This window comes from Pseudoalteromonas sp. APC 3495 (assembly GCF_030407645.1).
In the GTDB taxonomy this organism is placed as follows: domain Bacteria; phylum Pseudomonadota; class Gammaproteobacteria; order Enterobacterales; family Alteromonadaceae; genus Pseudoalteromonas; species Pseudoalteromonas tetraodonis.
This window is the reverse complement of the sequence record NZ_JASDDA010000037.1, coordinates 18,280-38,110: the sequence shown is the minus strand read 5'-3', so window position 1 is coordinate 38,110 and position 19,831 is coordinate 18,280. Positions and strand designations below refer to the sequence as shown.

General features: G+C 40.5%; 15 protein-coding genes. 9 read left to right on the top strand and 6 right to left on the bottom strand.

The features are described from left to right. Positions 1-38 precede the first annotated feature (38 nt). The gene (locus QL984_RS14115) at positions 39-2,513 is read left to right on the top strand and encodes a penicillin-binding protein 1A (RefSeq protein ID WP_024602146.1); all 2,475 of its coding nucleotides are present in this window, start codon (positions 39-41) and stop codon (positions 2,511-2,513) included. A 48-nt stretch (positions 2,514-2,561) separates the two neighbouring features. Here QL984_RS14115 and metL read toward each other — a convergent pair whose 3' ends face one another. After that, on the bottom strand, positions 2,562-4,907 hold the full coding sequence (gene metL, locus QL984_RS14110) for a bifunctional aspartate kinase/homoserine dehydrogenase II (protein WP_290172872.1): 2,346 nt from the start codon (positions 4,905-4,907) through the stop codon (positions 2,562-2,564). 49 nt (positions 4,908-4,956) lie between these two features. Next, a complete protein-coding gene (gene metB / locus QL984_RS14105) occupies positions 4,957-6,204 on the bottom strand; it encodes a cystathionine gamma-synthase (RefSeq protein ID WP_090494861.1) in 1,248 nt (415 codons plus the stop codon). A 198-nt stretch (positions 6,205-6,402) separates the two neighbouring features. Here metB and metJ point away from each other — a divergent pair, with 198 nt between their 5' ends. Next, positions 6,403-6,723 carry a met regulon transcriptional regulator MetJ gene (gene metJ, locus QL984_RS14100; RefSeq protein WP_008115021.1) on the top strand — a complete coding sequence of 107 codons (321 nt, stop codon included), beginning with the start codon at positions 6,403-6,405 and terminating at the stop codon, positions 6,721-6,723. 68 nt (positions 6,724-6,791) lie between these two features. On the opposite strand, the gene QL984_RS14095 is transcribed toward metJ, so the two are convergent. Next, positions 6,792-8,033, bottom strand: coding sequence for a malic enzyme-like NAD(P)-binding protein (locus tag QL984_RS14095; RefSeq protein WP_013463901.1), 1,242 nt, complete (start codon positions 8,031-8,033; stop codon positions 6,792-6,794). A 525-nt stretch (positions 8,034-8,558) separates the two neighbouring features. Further along, a complete protein-coding gene (gene rpmE / locus QL984_RS14090) occupies positions 8,559-8,774 on the bottom strand; it encodes a 50S ribosomal protein L31 (protein WP_008115018.1) in 216 nt (71 codons plus the stop codon). Between the two features lie 230 nt (positions 8,775-9,004). Here rpmE and priA point away from each other — a divergent pair, with 230 nt between their 5' ends. From priA to QL984_RS14065, 5 genes are all read left to right on the top strand, one after another. Then, on the top strand, positions 9,005-11,188 hold the full coding sequence (gene priA / locus QL984_RS14085; RefSeq protein WP_290172871.1) for a primosomal protein N': 2,184 nt from the start codon (positions 9,005-9,007) through the stop codon (positions 11,186-11,188). Between the two features lie 20 nt (positions 11,189-11,208). Continuing rightward, positions 11,209-11,736, top strand: a complete 528-nt coding sequence (locus tag QL984_RS14080) for an SPOR domain-containing protein (protein WP_008115014.1) — start codon at positions 11,209-11,211, stop codon at positions 11,734-11,736. An 80-nt stretch (positions 11,737-11,816) separates the two neighbouring features. Continuing rightward, a complete protein-coding gene (gene hslV / locus QL984_RS14075) occupies positions 11,817-12,335 on the top strand; it encodes an ATP-dependent protease subunit HslV (protein WP_008115012.1) in 519 nt (172 codons plus the stop codon). 12 nt (positions 12,336-12,347) lie between these two features. Continuing rightward, positions 12,348-13,676, top strand: a complete 1,329-nt coding sequence (hslU, locus tag QL984_RS14070; protein WP_013463899.1) for an HslU--HslV peptidase ATPase subunit — start codon at positions 12,348-12,350, stop codon at positions 13,674-13,676. A gap of 65 nt (positions 13,677-13,741) precedes the next feature. After that, entirely contained in the window at positions 13,742-14,116 is a 375-nt protein-coding gene (locus QL984_RS14065; RefSeq protein ID WP_008115008.1) for a gamma-butyrobetaine hydroxylase-like domain-containing protein, read from the top strand. Positions 14,117-14,186: 70 nt separating this feature from the next. Here QL984_RS14065 and QL984_RS14060 read toward each other — a convergent pair whose 3' ends face one another. Further along, positions 14,187-16,067 (bottom strand): HAMP domain-containing methyl-accepting chemotaxis protein, encoded by a 1,881-nt coding sequence (locus tag QL984_RS14060; protein WP_036955757.1) that lies wholly within the window; start codon positions 16,065-16,067, stop codon positions 14,187-14,189. Positions 16,068-16,493: 426 nt separating this feature from the next. Here QL984_RS14060 and rraA point away from each other — a divergent pair, with 426 nt between their 5' ends. Both rraA and QL984_RS14050 read left to right on the top strand, forming a co-directional pair. After that, positions 16,494-16,991 (top strand): ribonuclease E activity regulator RraA, encoded by a 498-nt coding sequence (gene rraA, locus QL984_RS14055; protein ID WP_008115004.1) that lies wholly within the window; start codon positions 16,494-16,496, stop codon positions 16,989-16,991. A gap of 1 nt (position 16,992) precedes the next feature. Further along, positions 16,993-18,042: a formimidoylglutamase gene (locus tag QL984_RS14050; protein WP_024602141.1), complete on the top strand. Its 1,050-nt coding sequence runs from the start codon at positions 16,993-16,995 to the stop codon at positions 18,040-18,042. Between the two features lie 6 nt (positions 18,043-18,048). Here QL984_RS14050 and QL984_RS14045 read toward each other — a convergent pair whose 3' ends face one another. Further along, entirely contained in the window at positions 18,049-19,773 is a 1,725-nt protein-coding gene (locus QL984_RS14045) for a GGDEF domain-containing phosphodiesterase (RefSeq protein WP_024602140.1), read from the bottom strand. Positions 19,774-19,831 lie beyond the last annotated feature (58 nt).

The following is a 19,831-nucleotide window of genomic DNA, read 5'->3' as shown; positions in this document are numbered from 1 at the left end:
CTCAACCTGTAATTGGGAGTCCGTTTAGGGAAATATCAGTGATTTTATTAAAAAGAACTTTACAATTTTTGATCATTTGTGCATTACTTGCACTAATTACATTGCTCAGCCTTTATTACTACGTTAAATCCGATATTCCCAGCGTGCAAGTTTTAAAAAACGTGCAATTACAAACGCCTATGCAAGTATTTACTAAAGATGGGCTTTTAATCAACCAATTTGGTGAAAAAAGACGGATCCCTGTAACTATAGACCAAATTCCCCAGCCTTTATTGCAGGCTTTTTTGGCAACTGAAGATAACCGCTTTTACGATCATATCGGTATTGATCCAATTGGTATTGTGCGCTCAGCGCTAGTACTTATTTCTACTGGTGAGAAAAAGCAAGGTGCCAGTACTATTACCATGCAATTAGCTCGTAACTTCTTTTTAACACGAGAAAAAGCCTACATTCGTAAAGTAAAAGAAATATTTATTGCCATTCATATCGAAAATCTCCTCTCAAAAGATGAAATATTTGAGCTTTACCTAAATAAAATCGAATTAGGAAATCGTGCCTTTGGTATTGGTGCTGCGGCTCAAGTTTATTATGGTAAAGAACTAAAAGAGTTAACTCTTGCGCAAATGGCAATGATTGCTGGTTTACCAAAAGCCCCTTCGGCACTTAATCCTATTCGTAATCCAGAACGTGCTAAAGCAAGAAGAAATGTGGTGTTAGGAAGAATGCTTGAAGAGAAGTATATTTCAAGAGCGCAGTATAATGAAGCCACTAACCAACCAATTACCGCGTATTTTCATGGAGCTGAAATTGACTTATATGCGCCGTACATTTCAGAAATGGTACGAGCAGAAATGGTGTCACGCTACGGTATAGATAAAGCCTATAACTCAGGGTTTAAAGTGTACACCTCTGTTGAATCAGATGTTCAAAAAGCAGCACAAACAGCTCTAGTTAATAACCTACATGCCTACGATATGCGCCATGGTTTTAGAGGCCCTGAAGCCATATTGTGGGATCCGCAAACAGAGCCGCCATTAACGCAGTCGAAATTATTAAACACTTTAAAAACTGTTAATGAATTTGGCCCTTTAAAAACAGCTGCGGTGTTAAGCGTGAGCGATAAAAGCGCTGAAGTTATACTTAAAAGCGGCGAGCGCACAACCCTTACTTGGGATAACCTAAAATGGGCACGTAAGTTTATTACACGCTATCGCCAAAGCTTTGCGCCTGAAACAGCAAGCGATATACTAACGCCAGGCATGCAAATATGGCTTCGCAAAAATGACGATAATAGCTATATTTTAAGTCAAATACCTGAAGCGGCGAGCGCCATTGTTTCTTTAGACCCACAAGACGGGCGCATAAAAGCCATTGTTGGTGGATATAGTTTTGAACAAAGCCAATATAACCGAGCTGTACAAGCTAAACGCCAAGTAGGCTCAAATATTAAGCCGTTTATATATTCAGCTGCGCTTGAAAAAGGCTACACACTAGCGTCAATTTTAAATGATGCTCCTATAAATCAATGGGATAAGAGCCAAGGCGTTGCATGGCGACCAAAAAACAGCCCAGCTATTTATAATGGCCCAATTCGCATTCGTCGTGCTTTAGCCCAATCTAAGAATGTAATTTCCGTACGCTTATTAAGGGGCGTTGGACTGCAAAGAACAGCCGATCATTTATTAAAATTTGGTTTTGACGATAAAGATATAAATCGTAGTGAGTCACTGGCATTAGGCAGTGCATCCATTACGCCGCTTGAATTAGCTCGTGGGATGAGTGCTTTTGCTAATGGCGGTCACCTAATTGAGCCATACTTTATTTCACAAATCCAAGATGCAATGGGTAATACGTTATTTAAAACCAATCCCACCATTATTTGTGATGATGAAACGACAACACCTAGCTCGCTAATGCTAGGTGAGCAAGTAGCACCAAATTGTGCGCCGCAGATCATCTCTAAACAAAATGCATTTTTAATTGCCAGCGCAATGAATAGTGCTATTTGGGGTGGCGGTAGCTGGTCACATAAAACCGGTTGGAGTGGAACAGGCTGGCGTGCACAAGCGCTAAAACGTCGCGATCTTTCTGGTAAAACAGGCACGACTAATGATTCTGTAGATACTTGGTTTAGTGGCTTTAACCGCGATGTGATGACATCAGTTTGGGTTGGCTTTGATAACCCAGGTAATACACTGGGACGCTCAACCTACAATAACAACTTAGGAAGTGGTCAAATATCAGGTGCTGAGTCAGGCGCAAAAACAGCTCAGCCTGCATGGGTTGATTTTATGCGCGCCGCACTGGATGGCAAACCTGCTGCGCCCATCGAACCACCTGAAGGCTTAGTTTCTATTCGTATTGATTTAGAAACCGGATTATTAAGTCATAAAAACGATTACACCAGCCGTTTTGAATACTTTGAAAAAGGCACCGCTCCTACCAAGTATGTGTTATCACAACCAAATGATATATTTGAAGAAAACACTAAAACTGAAGAAGAGCTATTTTAAATATAGCGAACAGTAAAAAGGCCGCAAATTAGCGGCCTTTTTGATGGTCTAACTAATATTTTGTACCAACCAGTATAAGTCAGAGTGAACGCCAGCAGCAGTCACTTCTTTACCCGCACCGGGGCCTTGTATCACTAATGCGTTTTGGTTATACCACTGGGTATTAATCACAAAAATATTATCGCCAGGGGTCAAATTCGCAACCGCTTCGCTTTTTGGTACATAGGTAATCCCTACCTTAGCGTTTAGCGTGTTGTTTTCAAACTCTAATAACCCGGTGTAGCACAGTACAGCATTTTGTTGCTGAGCCGCTTGCGCATGCTGCTCAATAAATGCATCTAAACGAGCCTTATTATCAATAAAGTCATTCCAGCTGCCTGCACTTAACTCATCGGGCATCAAAGCGGATAAAGAAATGTCATCAAGTTCCAATTCAATACCTAATTCACGCGCTAAAATAAGCAACTTACGTTGCATATCTCGTCCAGATAAGTCTTCTCGAGGATCAGGCTCTGTGAACCCCAAAGCTTGCGCTTCTAGAACTAAATCTGAAAACGCTTTACTGCCATCATACATACTGCATAACCATGACAGCGTGCCTGAAAACACGCCTTCTATTCGCGTTATTTTATCGCCACTATTTTGTAAATCAGCCAAGGCAAAATTAATCGGTAGTCCGGCCCCTACACTTGCATTATAACGCCAATGTAAGCCACGTTGAGCAAGGCTTTCACGTAGTGTTTGATACCACGAAAGCGATGCGGTTCCCGCGTATTTATTAGCACTAATTAGATGGCAGTTTAATTCAACTAACTTACTATAAAGCTGACTAAAATGTTCACTGGCGGTAATGTCGATCACTATTTTATGTTCATACTCAAGAGTATCTATGTATGACAATAAATCGGCTTGTTTATAGGAGCTTGCATGGTTTTCCCATTGAAGTTGCCAGCTTTCACAGTCTAATCCATTAGCATTCACCAGCATCTGCTCTGAGCGTAAAAGCGCTACTAACTTGACGTTAAAATCAGTTGATAAGCGTGCTAGTTGAGCAGGTAGTTGGCGCATAAACTCAGCACCTACATTGCCAAGTCCTGCAATAATTAAAGCTATTTCTTGTGCTTTATTAATGAGCTTGTCATGTAACAGGCTCAGCACATCACTTTCAAGTACTTGATCGGTTAATAGTAACGTATATCCCTCACCGTAATGGGTAAACCGAGGCTGGATAGATTGTGTTTGTAATAAGGCTTCACTTTGCTTACCAAGCGGCGCTACCTCTTGATCAGGTGCAATAATCGCCACCCCATTTAAGTTTGACTCACTAATATTGGCGCGGCCAGCAAAATAATTAGCCACCTGATGTGTCGCTGACGCAGGGACTAGTAAGTAGATTTCGCCTTCGTGTTCAAAGTGATGCAAACTATGCTGAATAAGTTGGCTAACATGTGCTACTTCGCCTTCACTCAGATCATCAACAATGAGTAAATCCACATTATTTACTGTGGTTAAAAAGCGTTTTTGTTTACTCATTCCTAGTTTAACTATTTCGGTATGACTGCCTTGAGGATCGTAACTACTGAGAACAACTAATTCTATATCGGTATCTTTTAATGGCGATAATGTTTTGGCGTGTAATACTGGATTACCTAACCTCGCTAATAAATTAGCTTGATCACGGCACACTCGCGCATACTTAACCGCATTAGCGACCTTACGCGGATCAGTACTAAAAACACCTTGAGTGTCAGTCCAAATAGAGACTTTTTTGGCATTGCAATACCGCGCTAATAAAGTGGCACTGTAATCGCTGCCATTTCGCCCTAAGGTCACTGTTTCACCATGTAAATCAGCCGCAACAAACCCCGTAACTACATTGATTTTACTCGTCTGTATGGCTTTTAAGCACTGCTGCTGATTATTAGCATGCTGCAGCTGTCCGGCATCTAACGTAAATAACTGCCTAGCGTCATGGGCACAAGCGCTAACGTTAAGCTGTTCTAAGTAAGCGCTTAGTAACCTTGCAGACCACAATTCACCATGTGCTAATAACGCAGCTTCAGCTAATGTCCCTTGCTTAGCCTGCTTGGTAATAATACTGAGCTCAGTTTCAAGTAAATCAAGCGCATGGTGCTTAGCGTTAGCTATTAATAATTGCTCAATCAGAGCTATTTGATGGTTACTCAATAGCAATACAATATCAGCAATAGCTTGAGTGTCTTGCTGTTGGTAGCTTTGCCACAGTTTAACTAAGGTATCGGTGGTTTTACCGGCAGCCGATACCACCACACAATCCCCAGCTTGAGCGTGAGTTAAAATAATATTTGCGACACTTTTAAAGCGATCCGCTGAGCTTAAACTCGAACCACCAAATTTATGAACCTGATTTACCATATTAATACCGACTCGCATTTATGTTTTGTATTTTGAAGATTGGTATGCACTACCATAACGCCGGATGCGCCGCGTTTAACTTTGCTGAACCAAATGATTCACTAGCACCACTTTTTGCCGATAGGCCGGGATCGGCTTGTCCTGGGCGCACCAAATTAAATACCCCGTCTAAGTCAGCGAGTAAATCATTTACATCTTCAATACCCACCGAGATACGAATAAGCGTGTCGCCTACTCCGGCTTCTGCACGCGCGGTTGCGTCCATGCCGGCGTGGGTCATAGTCGCAGGGTGACAAATCAAACTTTCTACTCCACCTAATGATTCCGCTAAGCTAAATTCATTTAAGCGCGTTAAAAACGCTGCAGCATCGTTTATATCGCCTTTTATATCAAAACTAACCATAGCACCAAAGCCAAGCTGTTGCGCCTTAGCTAGCGCATGTTGAGGGTGTGATTCAAGACCTGGGTAGTAAACTTGGGCAACAAACTGGGAGCGTTCTAAATACTGTGCAATGGCGAGTGCATTTTCTTGGTGTTGCCTTAAACGCACGTTTAACGTACGTAAGCCTCTGAGCGTTAAATAGCTATCAAATGGCGCGCCAGTGATGCCAATGTTATTTGCCCACCACGCTAACTCTTCACCTAACTCAGCAGTCGCTGCGATAACCGCGCCACCAACAACGTCTGAATGGCCATTGATATATTTTGTGGTTGAGTGCACCACAATATCAGCGCCAAACTTAATCGGGTTTTGTAATGCTGGCGATAAAAACGTGTTGTCGGCGGCAACCAGTGCACCACACTGTTTAGCTGTATCAGTTACCGCTTTAATATCTGTTAGGCGTAAAATAGGATTGCTAGGTGTTTCAATCCAAATCAGCTTAGGTTTAATAGCAAGGATGCGTGTCAAACTGTCGCTTTTGGTAAAATCGACCACTTCTAGTTTTAATAAGCCGCGCTTTTCTAGCGAAGTAAATAAGCGATAGCTGCCCCCATAACAGTCATGAGGGATCACTAACGTATCGTCACTATTAAGTAATTGTGTTGTTAGGTGAACGGCTGCCATGCCTGTTGCGGTAATAATACCTTTAGCGCCACCTTCAAGCTCCGTGAGCGCCTCAGCCAAAATGTCACGATTAGGGTTACCACTGCGGCCATAATCATATTGACGCTTTGTATCAAAGTCAGCAAATGAGTAAGTTGTTGATAAATAAAGCGGTGGAACAACCGCACCATGCTGTTTGTCGGCTTCTATTCCACTACGAACAGCAATTGTTGCCTTATTTTTTTCACTCATTTTCGCTACCTTTACTAATTTGGATGTTTAGACGTCTAAAAGGTAGCGCATGCAATTTAAGATGTCAAAACATTTAAATGTCTAGATAGCTAAATAACTAGTATTTGACTATCTTTTTTAAACCGATAGAATTTCACGCATATTTACACGCTTTGATGCTGTGTGAGCAATTTATAATCTGAGGCAACGATACATCTTATGGCTAAATGGAATGGTGAATATATTCACCCATACGCAGAACACGGGAAAAAATCCGAACAAGTAAAGAAGATCACCGTTTCGATCCCGCTAAATGTATTAAAAGTATTAACTGATGAACGTACTCGTCGTCAAATAAACAACTTACGTCATGCAACAAATAGCGAGCTTTTATGCGAAGCGTTTTTGCATGCGTTTACCGGGCAACCGCTGCCTAATGATGATGATTTGCGTAAAGATAACGCAGAAAAAGTACCTGAAGAAGTGAAGAAAATAATGCAAGAAATGGGACTAGAAGTGCCTATTTTAAATGAAGACTAGAAGGGTCTTTATACAAAAAAACCTCAGCAAATGCTGAGGTTTTTTTTGCGCTAATTTATACTTAACAATTACGCCATGTAGTTTTCTGGCATATCAATTTGTGCAACGCCAGAGTCTACCGCCGCCTGCGCAACCGCTTTAGCTATACGTGGTAACAAACGTGGATCCATTGGTTTTGGTATAATATATTTAGCACCAAACTCTAATTTGTCGATGCCTGCGGCAGTAAGCACTTCAGTCGGTACGGGCTCTTTAGCAATACTACGAATTGCTTCTACAGCAGCAATTTTCATCTCGTCGTTTATTTCACTGGCACGTACATCTAACGCACCACGGAAAATAAACGGAAAACACAATACGTTATTAACTTGATTCGGATAATCAGAGCGACCTGTAGCCATAATTAAATCGTTACGTGCAGCGTGTGCTAATTGCGGATCGATTTCAGGATCGGGGTTTGAACAAGCAAATACCACGGGTCTATCAGCCATTAATTTTAAATCTTCAGGGGCTAATAAATTAGGGCCCGATACACCCACAAACACATCGGCATCTTCAATTACATCTTGTAAAGTACGTTTATCGGTATTGTTTGCAAATAATTGCTTATATTCATTCAAGTCATCACGACGCGTATGAATAACTCCTTTGCGATCTAACATATAAATATGTTCACGCAACGCGCCACATTTAATTAAAAGCTCCATACAGGCAACAGCTGCAGCGCCGGCACCTAAACATACAATAATTGCATCTTCAATTGCTTTGCCCTGTACTTCCAGCGCGTTTAGCATACCCGCAGCCGTTACAATAGCCGTACCATGCTGATCATCATGAAAAACAGGAATGCTACAACGCTCTATAAGCGCTTTTTCTATTTCAAAACACTCGGGCGCTTTAATATCTTCTAAATTAATTCCACCAAAAGTGTCGGCAATATTAGCCACCGTGTTAATAAAGTCTTCGGTAGTACGGTGCTTAACTTCAATATCTATAGAGTCTAACCCTGCAAAACGCTTAAATAGTAGCGCTTTACCTTCCATAACGGGTTTTGAAGCCAGTGGACCTAAATTACCTAAGCCTAAAATTGCGGTGCCGTTAGTAATAACCGCAACCATATTTCCTTTACCAGTATATTTGTAGGCATTTGCTGGATCAGCGGCAATTTCACGAACAGGTTCTGCGACACCGGGGCTGTATGCGAGCGCGAGGTCTTTAACCGTCTCAGCGGGCTTGGTCAGCTCAATACTGATTTTACCTGGAACGGGATGGGCATGGTAATGTAGTGCTTGTTCACGAAAATCTGACATAACGCGATTATATCCTGCAATTTAAGTTAAAGTGAGAGGTAGTTTTAATCTACGATACCTTTATTATTTTTAAATTCCAAGCAATATCAGGTCTATCCTGTTATATGCTAGAACTGTTAATTTTAAGTGATTTATCAGCAACTTCCCTAGATTATCCTGACATTTTTAAAATATAAATTCGTCATAAAAATGAAAAACACAGGTACTTTTTGCCCTTGTTCTATTTTTATAAAGCGTATTTTTTAGTCTTAAATTAAAATAGTGAAATACCGAATTTTATTTAACTTTAAACACAAATAACCTCACGTTACCTGCATTTGAGTACCATCTTTAAAGTTTAACAAATAAAAATATAGAGAATATTGGCTGTTTTGTCTGCAAATGTTTATGCATACTCAGAATAAGAACAGGAAATAGTTATGCAAAAAAAATAAATACAAAATTGCTAAGAAAGCAGGTAGGAAAGTAAATTTTGGCCACAAAAAAAGCACCCTAAGGTGCTTTTTTTTACATAGAAACAAAAAATTATTTTTTGCTGCTAAGTGCACCGAAGCGCTTGTTGAAGCGATCAACACGGCCGCCAGTGTCTAAAATCTTTTGCTTACCAGTGTAAAACGGGTGACACGCAGAACATACGTCTAAGTGAATGTCTTTACACAGAGTAGAACGAGTTTCGAATTTGTTTCCGCATGAACAAGTTGCAGAAATTACTTCGTACTTAGGGTGAATACCTTCTTTCATAGGAACCTCTAGTTAAGGCCGCATCGCTCTCCAAACCCGAAGTCTGGCACCATACGTCGTTAAAACAAATTTATTGGTCGCGAATTTTATCCAACAACCCGCACGCACACAAGCTTTAATTACCCTTTTTGCTAAAAAGTCGGCAAACACCTATCCATTACTGATTTGTCGGTAGGCTTTTAATGCTATTTTTAGTACATTAAACCATTACGTTAATTGGTTGAGTTGTTATGCGTTTTGCTGAAGTTGCAATAAAAGTCCCCTTGCCTCGCACCTTTGATTATAAAGTGGATGAGCAATTAGTACCGCTGACTCAATTACAGCCTGGTATGCGCGTGTTAGTCCCTTTTGGTAATCAACGTAAAGTAGCGGTTATTCTTAGCTTAAAAGCGGAAACAGCAGTCCCCGAAGGCAAAATAAAATCTATTATTGAAGTTATTGACGACTCACCGGTGTTATCTGCGCAGCATTTAGAGCTACTGAAATTTACAGCGCGTTATTATTGCTATCCACTCGGTGAAACTATTCATATTGCATTGCCCAGTGCACTGCGCCAAGGTGAGTGCCCTGATAAAACCAGTATAAACATGGTGACATTAAGCGAAAAGGGGGCACTTTTACCGTCTTTAAAAGCTAAAACACAGCTTAATTTGCTTAAGCAATTATCAGCATCCGGTAAATCATCATTAACCGAACTCAAAGCCCTCGGGTTTAATAAAAAAACCATTGATACCCTTTTAGATAAAGAGCTAATAATTCAAACCATTGAGCACGACAATCAATGGCAACATACCTCGCCAACGGTTGGCAGCAAACCCCGTTTAAATAAAGAGCAAGCCATTGCCTGCACTGCAATTAATCAAAGTACGGGGTTTAATAGCTTTTTGCTAGAAGGTGTCACTGGCAGCGGAAAAACCGAAGTTTACCTGCAATGCCTAGAAGAAGTATTAAAACGTGGCGAACAGGCGTTAGTGCTCGTTCCTGAAATCGGGCTAACGCCTCAAACGGTCAATCGTTTTAGACGTCGCTTTCCTGACACCCCTATTATGTTATGGCACTCGGCATTAACCGATAACGAGCGTCTGCAAACATGGCGCTTTTGTGAAAAAGGCAGTTGCGCCATTGTTATAGGTACCCGTTCGAGTATTTTTCTGCCATTTTTAAAGCTTGGGATGATTGTGGTTGATGAGGAGCATGATGCCTCATTTAAACAACAAGACACTTTACGCTATCATGCCCGTGATTTAGCTGCGTATCGTGCCTATCAGCATCAAATTCCACTTATTTTAGGTAGCGCCACGCCAGCACTAGAAACACTGCATAAAGCTATTAATAACAAATACCAGTTGCTTACATTAAGTGAGCGCGCACAAACCGCCCGCGATAATCAGTTTAAGCTGCTCGACATGAAAGGTCAGCCTGATAGAGCCGGTATTGCGCATGCCAGTCTTGCAATAATGCGCCAGCACCTGAATAGGGGAAAGCAGGTGATGGTATTTTTAAATCGCCGTGGGTTTTCTCCTACTTTGATTTGTCATGAATGTGGTTGGTTGAGTGAATGTAGCCGATGCAGCACCAGTGCGACTTTTCATAAGGCAATAGGCCAAATGATTTGCCACCATTGTGGCGATCAATATCATGTACCACATCAATGCCCTGACTGTGGTAGTACGCAAATCTTTCCTAACGGCAAGGGCACCGAGCAAATAGAAGAGTTTTTGAGTAGTGAATTTGCAGACACCCCGATCAGCCGTATCGACCGTGATTCAACTCGGCGTAAAGGTAGCCTTGAAAAAGCACTGGATGAAATAAACCAAGGCGGCGCACGTATTTTAGTTGGTACGCAAATGCTGGCAAAAGGTCACCATTTTGCTGATGTTAGCTTAGTACTTATTTTAGATGTCGATAGTGGTTTGTATTCGTGTGACTTTAGGGCTACTGAGCATTTAGCACAATTAGTAACACAAGTTGCAGGACGCGCGGGACGTTCTGGCGAACCCGGTGAAGTATTATTACAAACGCACTTTCCTGAGCACCCGCTATTACAAGACTTAGTTAATAATGGCTATCAAGATTTTGCCCGCTTTGCACTCACTGAGCGAAGTGATGCACAGTTGCCACCCATTACGAGTATGGCAATTGTTCGCGCACAAGGGCATAACATAAAGCAAGTCGTCGACTTTCTAACGGATTTGGTTCCTGTCAATGGGGTATCTGGTATACAATTGCTCGGACCGATCCCCGCGCCTTTAGAAAAAATTGCGGGAATGTATCGTTTTCAATTACATATTCAAGCGCAAGATCGACGCATACTACATCAGTATCTCGCGCAAATGGTTGATTATCTCAGCACTAGCAAACTTGCACAAAAAGTTCGCTGGAGTTTAGACGTAGACCCTACAGACATGATTTAGGTAAGGCCACATATAACACCATGGCACAGCACGATTATATTAATAAAAAACCAAAAAATAGAAAAAACACTAAACAAGAGCCGGCTAAAAAACCCTTCCCGTTTTTGTTAATCATTATTGCCTTGTTACTAATCGGTGGTTTTGCATACGGACTCTGGTTTGTTAAAAACAATGCCGATCCAGAGCTTGTTGAAAAGCAAGCAAATCCAACACCCGAAAAACAAGTAGAAATAGCTAAACCGCGGCCACCTAAATTTATTAAAGAAATTAAAGAGCATGAGATTCAGGTTGAAGTAAAAGAACTTGAACAAAAAGGGCCTTATGTCATGCAATGTGGTTCATTTAGAACCCATCAGCAAGCTGAAACCTTAAAAGCTAAAATAGCCTTTGCCGGATTAATTTCAGAAATCAAAAAAACCACAGGCAGCAATGGTATTTGGTACAAAGTGCGTTTAGGGCCTTATGAAACCAAGCGTCATGCAGAAAGTGACAAGAACAAACTTAAACGAATTAATATTGTCGGCTGCGGAATTTGGGGCTGGACTTGAATTTAAACCATTCACCCATATAACCTCTTCATAATCGTTTTTTACGCGCTGCCTCTTGCAGCGCGATGATGAGGAATAACATGACTACAATCGTAAGTGTACGCCGTGATGACAAAGTTGTTATTGGTGGTGACGGCCAAGTATCTCTTGGTAACACAGTAATGAAGGGCAATGCCCGAAAAGTTCGACGCCTTTATAATGGCAAAGTTATCGCTGGGTTTGCTGGCGGCACTGCTGATGCCTTTACTCTTTTCGAACGTTTTGAAAGCAAACTAGAAATGCACCAAGGTAACCTCACTAAAGCTGCTGTAGAAATGGCTAAAGATTGGCGTAGCGATCGTGCCCTGCGTAAACTTGAAGCTTTACTTGCTGTTGCTGATGAAACAGCTTCGCTAATTATCACCGGCAACGGTGACGTGGTGCAACCAGAAAACGACCTAATCGCAATTGGCAGCGGCGGTAACTTTGCGCAATCAGCTGCAACCGCCTTATTAGAAAATACCGACTTAAGTGCTCGTGAAATTGTAGAGAAAAGTCTAACAATTGCTGGCAACATCTGTGTATTTACGAATAACTTCCAAACTATCGAAGAATTGTAATAGGAACTCGCTATGTCTGATATGACCCCAAGAGAAATTGTTCATGAGCTAGACCAACATATTATTGGCCAAGCTAAAGCGAAAAAAGCGGTTGCTATTGCCCTTCGTAATCGCTGGCGCCGTATGCAGTTAAACGAAGACTTACGCGCAGAAGTAACGCCAAAAAATATCTTAATGATTGGCCCTACGGGTGTAGGTAAAACTGAGATTGCTCGTCGTTTAGCAAAGCTTGCCAACGCACCTTTTATTAAAGTTGAAGCCACTAAATTTACAGAAGTAGGTTATGTCGGTAAAGAAGTTGAAACTATCATCCGTGATTTAGTTGATGTTTCAATTAAAATGACACGAGAGCAACAAACTAAAAAGTTCAAACATCGCGCTGAAGAAGCGGCTGAAGAACGTATATTAGATGTATTACTGCCTCCAGCGAAAGATCAATACGGTGAAGTTCAGCGCGATGAAAATTCATCGACACGCCAATCGTTTCGTAAAAAGTTACGCGAAGGCCAATTAGATGACAAAGAAATTGATATTGATTTAGCCCAAGCTCAACCTAATATTGAAATTATGGCTCCTCCTGGTATGGAAGAAATGACCAACCAGTTACAGGGAATGTTTCAAAACATGGGTGGTGATAAACGCACTAAGCGTAAGCTTAAAATTAAAGAAGCGTTTAAGTTACTTACTGAAGAAGAAGCCGGTAAACTGGTTAATCCTGAAGAATTAAAAGAACAGGCCATTTTTGCAGTAGAGCAAAACGGCATTGTGTTTATTGATGAAATAGACAAAATTTGTAAACGTGGTGAAGCCTCAGGCCCAGATGTAAGTCGTGAAGGTGTACAACGTGATTTACTTCCGCTTATTGAAGGCTCTACCGTTAATACTAAGCACGGCATGGTAAAAACTGACCACATGTTGTTTATTGCCTCAGGCGCATTCCAAATGTCTAAACCATCAGACATGATCCCTGAGTTACAAGGCCGTTTACCTATTCGTGTTGAACTTGAAGCACTCACAGCCGATGACTTTAAACGTATATTAACTGAGCCACACGCGTCACTTACTGAGCAACAACGCGAGCTACTCAAAACAGAGCAAGTCGCTATTGAATTTAGCGACGACGCAATTGAGCGTATTGCTAAGGCAGCATGGCAAGTAAACGAAAAAACCGAAAATATCGGTGCGCGTCGCCTTCATACAGTTATGGAAAGGCTAATGGAAGAGATTTCATATGACGCTTCTGAAAAAGCGGGTTCAAGCCTTGTTATCGATGCCGCCTACGTTGAAAAACACTTAGGTGCGCTAGTTGAAGATGAAGACTTAAGTCGTTTTATTCTTTAATTGAAAACACAAACAGTTATACTAAAAGCCTCCAATATGGAGGCTTTTTTGTAAGCGAGATGACGATGAAACAAGTTACAAAAGTGCACTATCATAGTGTGAGTAAAAATTTAGATGTTTATTTTGATGATAACTCTGAAGTTATATTTAGCGCTGAGTTTTTACGGGTACACTCTCCCTCAGCAGAGGTTCAAGGCCATGGATCTGAGCCTATGAAGTTAGTACTAAATAAACAAGCAGTGGGCATTAAAACCATTACGCCGGTAGGGCATTACGCGTTACGTTTAGAGTTTGACGATGGCCATAACAGCGGGCTGTTCAGCTGGCAATATTTTGCTAAATTACAAGCTGAACAAACAAGCTTATGGGATACGTATTTAGAGCGTGTTAAACAACATGAAAACAACAAAGACAGCGTACCCATAAAGTTTGTCCCCTAGTATTTAGTCTGAACTTATACTCTGTGAATGAGAAAAAAGCGGCAATTAAGCCACTTTTTTCTGTTAGTAGTTAAACCTTATATTTTGAAATCGCTTGATGAAGTACCCTTGCTTGCTCAGAGACCTCTTCACTGGTTTGCGCATTAGTTTGTGAGTGAGCCGCAGCCCCCTCTGCAATATCTCGAATACGGACCACGTTTTTATTTACCTCAGAAGCCACCTGACTTTGCTCATCAATAGCAGTAGCAATATGTGTACTCATTTCCATAATAGTTTGCACATCAATGGTAATTGATCCTAGCAGCTCACCCGCTTTTGTTGCTTGTGTAGCACTTTCGCCACCTTGAGTACGACATTGGTGCATGATACTCACAACTTCTTGAGTACGCTGTTGTAGGGTGTTAATAATGCCCTCTATTTCGCTGGTTGACTCTTGCGTACGCTGTGCAAGTGAGCGCACTTCATCTGCAACAACCGCAAAGCCACGACCTTGTTCACCCGCTCTCGCCGCTTCAATGGCAGCATTTAAAGCAAGTAAATTAGTTTGCTCTGCAATCGCACGTATCACATCAAGTACAGAACCTATGGTTTCACCATCTTTTTCTAGCTGAGACACCACGCTGGAAGCTTTACCAAGTGAATCGGATAAGGCATTAATATGCTTAATAGTTGACTCTACTTCAACCTGACCTTGCTGGGCGCTTACATTGGTCGATTCAGCTTTTTTAGCGGCGGCTTCAGTATTGTGTGAAATATCTTGAATCGTTGCCTGCATTTCTGTAGCAGCGGTTGCTACCATATCCGCTTCATGCAATTGCTCTTGCATACCAGAGCTAGTCGCTGAGGTTGTTTCAGATAGGTTCCCTGTTGCTATATTAAGCGTTGTTAGAGCCGTATTTACTTCGTAGATGAGATCTTTAAAGTCACTAATTAAACTATTAAAGTCTATGGTCATCCTCGTTACTTCATCTTTCCCTTTATGCTCTATAAACAAGCTTAAGTCATTGTTTTGTCTTATCTTATCTATTGCTTGATAAACTTTTTCAATAGGCTGGATAATTGAACGACTGGTCAAGTACACAAGTAGCATAACGATGATACTAGCAATTATAAAAATGACTATTGCTAATAATTGCGCCTGCTGCGCCGTTTCAGTTACTTGCTCTTTAGTCGCATTAGTGATCAAAGTAACCACTTCATCACTTTTCTTAACACTTATTCTCATTTTCCCTAGGGCACCCGAATTTAAATCGACGCCTAATTCCACCTGCGCCTCTACCAATGCAGTAAATTTATTTTGGTAGTTGGTCATTAACGAGACCAATTGATTGCGTAAATTATTAGGTAGCTCTGCAGCATTTACTTGTTGTTTTAACTCGCTTGCTAATTTATTAAATCGATCTAAATACTTGGTATCTAAACGTAGCATAAAATCTTTTTCAGCTCGACGCAGCTGTAGCATAGTGGTGAGTAATTGGTAATTATTTTGCTCACTAAGCAATGTTTCTATTTTATGAACTGCTTCTCTCAGCTCGCCATATAAAGCGTCTTTTGGGTGCAACCCGATTTTACGCTGTAGTTTTACAACATTTTGAAAGTCGTCATAGTACTGTTGGGCTAACGTAGAAAATTGATTGACCTGAGCCGTAGCAATATTTAAATCTGCAGATAAAACAGATAGCTTTTCTAGTTTAAATTGTAGTTTTTTATATTCTTGCGCAAATAGCTCTAAACTAGACTCATCTTTGTAAAACAAAAAGTCTTTTTCGTATTTACGCATCGAAAGCTCATGCACATCTAGCTCTTCAGCGTACTGAATAGTTTCATTTAATTTAAGCATAATACGTGCTTCATAAATGATGATGCACAGCATAACAATCATGGCTAAGCCAACGATTAATGCGTTAAATTGTAAACGACGTTTAATCGTTAGATTCTGTAAAAAGTTCATTGTAAATACCTATATTAAATTTGCCAGTTCAGTATAACGTGATGCTTTCTTGTATTAACATAATTTTGTTACATGAAATAAACAATAATGCCTATCATTAAAAACCAAAAAAGGGCTACCAGTAAAATTTAACCATTAACAAACTCCCTTTATACAAATGGACAATATAATCATCGGCCTGATCACAGTATTGTTTAATTTTAACAGTCTCGCCAATCAGAACTTAAATCTCTCGCACTTATAAACGCTCAGTCCATAGCTTTAAAAATATTTATTTATAAAGATGACAATTTTATTAAAAAATTATGAGTCGTGTTATTGATTTAGTTCTATTTCTGGCTAAATTTACTGCAATTAAGTCGTTGTTATTGAATATAAGGAGGGTATACTAAGTTACTAACTTATGTATCTTTTGAGGATAAAATAATGGATTACAGCACTTCTGATTTATGTGACCATTTCGCTGATGTGGTTGACGTGCTTGAACCTATGTTCATCAACTTTGGTGGTCGACACAGTTTTGGTGGCCGCATTAAAACGGTAAAATGTTTTGAAAATAATGAACTGATCCGTCAATTGCTTTCTCAAGATGGTACAGATCAGATTTTACTTATTGATGGTGGAGGCTCCACTCGTAGAGCCTTAATTGATATTGAACTGGCTGAGCTGGCACTTGAAAACAATTGGCAAGGTATTATTGTATATGGTGCACTGCGCCATGTTGATGAACTTGAAGAACTGGATTTAGGAATTCAAGCCATTGGATCAATTCCGGTTGCAGCTGACAGTGAAGGCGCGGGTGAAAGCGGCATAGGCGTTAACTTTGCGGGTGTATCATTTTTCGATGATGATTTTGTTTATGCCGACAGTACAGGTATTGTACTTTCTGCTGAAGAATTAGAGCTAGAAATAATAGAACTGTAGCGTGACAGCACACCTTAAAGTATATAACGAAAGCACGCTCAAGCGCATTTGTTCTAACCGTGCAGGTGAACAAAAAGCGTGGCAGTCAATGGCATTACTTGACGCAAACGTTAATATACAACAAGCGCTTACTGATGCTGCACAGTTTGGTATGCGCTTTGTTTTACTGGGCGTTTGCGAAGACATTGGACCTAGAGCCAATTTAGGTAAAGGCGGAGCACAACATGCTTGGCCCGCTTTTTTACAACACTTTTTAAACCAACCTCACAATCACGCTATTGCCATGCAAAAAGTGTTACTCCTTGGCGAAGTAAACCTCGATGACTTAATGGAACAAGCACACCCGCTTGATAACCAAAATCCTCTCGATTTAGACCAATTACGTCAGTTGTGCGCTGAGATTGATGTGCGGGTTGAAGCAATTTTAAGCATGATTTTTAAAGCAGGTCTTGAACCCATCATTATTGGTGGCGGACATAACAACTGCTTAGGTATTATTCGCTCGCTTGCAAAATATAAAAACAGCGCAATTAACGCCATTAATTTAGACCCCCATGCCGACTTTAGAGAGTGTGAAGGCAGACACAGTGGCAATGGTTTTCACTACGCCTATCAAGAGCAGCACCTTAACAGTTACCATGTAATTGGCTTACATGAGCTTAAAAATAATCAACAAATTTTTAATGCAATGCAAAGTGCAAAATTTAGTTTCACCAGCTATCAAGCGATTAATGTTAGGCGAGAAATAAGTTTAACGGAGGCAACTAACAATGCACTAAACGCATTTGATAACGCACCGTTGGGAATAGAAGTTGATTTAGATAGCCTAACCAACATGCCTGCAAGCGCATTTAATTATTGCGGTTTTGATGTTAGCGATGGCGAGCATTATGTTTATTTAGCTGCAAGTAATTATCACAGTGCTTATTTACATTTATGCGAAGCAGCACCCTCGCAACATCCTCACTCTCTTGCTGCGGGTAAATTACAATGTGGTCAAGTAATCAGTGCCTTAGTAAATATCTACCTACAAACAAAGCAAAAAATCTAATCTTCCCTAGTCTTCTTGTGCCTGTAACCACTGTTTAAACCAACTCATTAACCCCAAGCTACTTAAAGGGTGTCCGAAGTAGTAGCCTTGTGAGGCATAAGCTTTCAAACTTTTCACAAATTTAAGTTGGTCCAGTGTTTCAACACCTTCAAAAATCACTTTTGTTTGTTGCTGATTATGCATTTCTACCATACCGCTTACTAAGCTGCGTATATTATTTTGATTACTAAAGTCTGCAGTTAATGCAGGCGATACTTTAATATATTCCACCGCTAAACTAGGTAACTTAGAAAGTAATACAGGGTTATCACCTAAACCATCAACACACACTTTTAAACCTAAACTGTTAAGCCTTGCGATCATGGCTCTGCCTTTATCATCTAGGCTGGTAAAAACATGAAGCGGACATTCAATAATTAAATCGCCTGGCCTGAGTTGATGCTCACCAATTACTCCGTAAACAAAATCAACAAACTCTTCATTGAGCATTTCTGGGCCAAATAAATTAACACTCAAAGGTACCGACATCCCTTCCATACGAAGTGCCATGGCTAATTCGCCAGCACGCTCTATAACAAAGGTAGCCAGTGAATAACCAAGCCCTGCAATTCTAATATCATTTATAAATCGGCTTGCCGATAAGGTGCCTTGCGTGGGGTGTTGCCAACGTAATAACAATTCTAAAAATTCAATTTGACCATCGCCGTTGCGAATAACGGGTTGAAAAAACAGCTCAAACTCATCAGCAAAGCTGATATTCGCAAGCTCTGTTAATCGCGCTTGTTGCTCTAAATGCTCAACCGTCATTTGTTGATGATAAGCCACTATTTGTTTGCTTGGCTGACTATCAAGTGCCAAATACGCATAACTAATTAAATCATCAAAGCTCGTACTTTGTTGATCGCAATGAACATAACTGGCTCTTACCTTTACTTCAATAGTGCAATTAGCCACGTTAAAGGGCTTTAATGTAGCGCCAATAATTTGCTTGATAAGCTGTTGATGTAAATGATTATGGCTTTGTAGATCACAAATAAACGCAAAATTTAACCCGCCTAAATGCGCTAATTTAGCATGCGGAGCAAGGAACAACACTTCATCACTGTCTAGTAAGTCTTTTATTCGATTTGCCGACTGCGACAACAATAAGTCACCAAAATCTCGTCCAATATGCTGATTTACCTGCGCAAACCCCTCTAGCCTTAATACAATAAGTGCGGCTCTGAATGAACCTTCATCAATAAGCTCATTATACTTTTGACGTAACTGTTGTTTATCGGGGAAGCTGACTAAGGGTGAGTTTTCAACATACACCTCAGGCTCAGTTTGTGGCTTTAAAGGCGTAGTAGCTTTAGGCTCATTATCAGCTAAAAAACCACTGACTGAGAGCAGTAAAATAGCCATGAGCAACCACGCTAAATGCAGCGTAAAAAAGAGATACCCTATTAACAATAAAGCAAATAATGCGCTTGCACAGGCACTGATAAGAAATGGTTTTTTTTGCTTTTGTAACTTCGCTTGATATAAATTAAAACCAAAACCTAGCGCTAGTAAAATAGCGAGCCAAGGTATTGCGCTACTGACCATAGCTAAGCCAATGAGCCCAGTACATAAAAAGCTGAGTCTCATTACGTTACTTTTAACGGTTAATAGCGTGGCAACCATTGCCATTAAAAGTGCACCACTTAAAAAAATAGCTAAATTGCTGTAGCTCAATAACGTTCCATCCATAGCTGACGTACTCACTGACATTAAATAAAACATAGGTTTAAGAGTTAATTTTATACAA